This window comes from Psychrobacter sp. TB20-MNA-CIBAN-0197, from assembly GCF_040309765.1.
GTDB lineage: Bacteria > Pseudomonadota > Gammaproteobacteria > Pseudomonadales > Moraxellaceae > Psychrobacter > Psychrobacter submarinus.
This window is the reverse complement of record NZ_JBEOPC010001257.1, coordinates 1-242: the sequence shown is the minus strand read 5'-3', so window position 1 is coordinate 242 and position 242 is coordinate 1. Positions and strand designations below refer to the sequence as shown.

Here is a 242-nt window from a genome sequence, read left to right as displayed (position 1 = left end):
ATTTAGTGTCTGATTTTAATGCTCTGGATGATGCCAGCTTTAAGCAACTTGAAATATTAAGCCGCCACTGCGAGCTGATTGGTTGCCACATAAGCGATCCATTTGAGCATCAGTTACCGGCATTTAAACAAGCCGTTACAGTAAGCGCCAATGGCCAAGACTTTGCCCTACCACTTATGGATAGCAGTTTTAGAGCGCGCTTTGCTAAAAATGCCGAACAGGCATTTAGCACACGCTTTAAT

At 43.8% G+C, this 242-nt stretch carries 1 protein-coding gene; it reads left to right on the top strand.

Going from position 1 to position 242, the window contains the following annotated elements; genetic code table 11:
• Positions 1-242: DUF58 domain-containing protein (locus AAEY83_RS18000; protein ID WP_351061416.1), on the top strand; the 242-nt coding region annotated here is incomplete at both ends.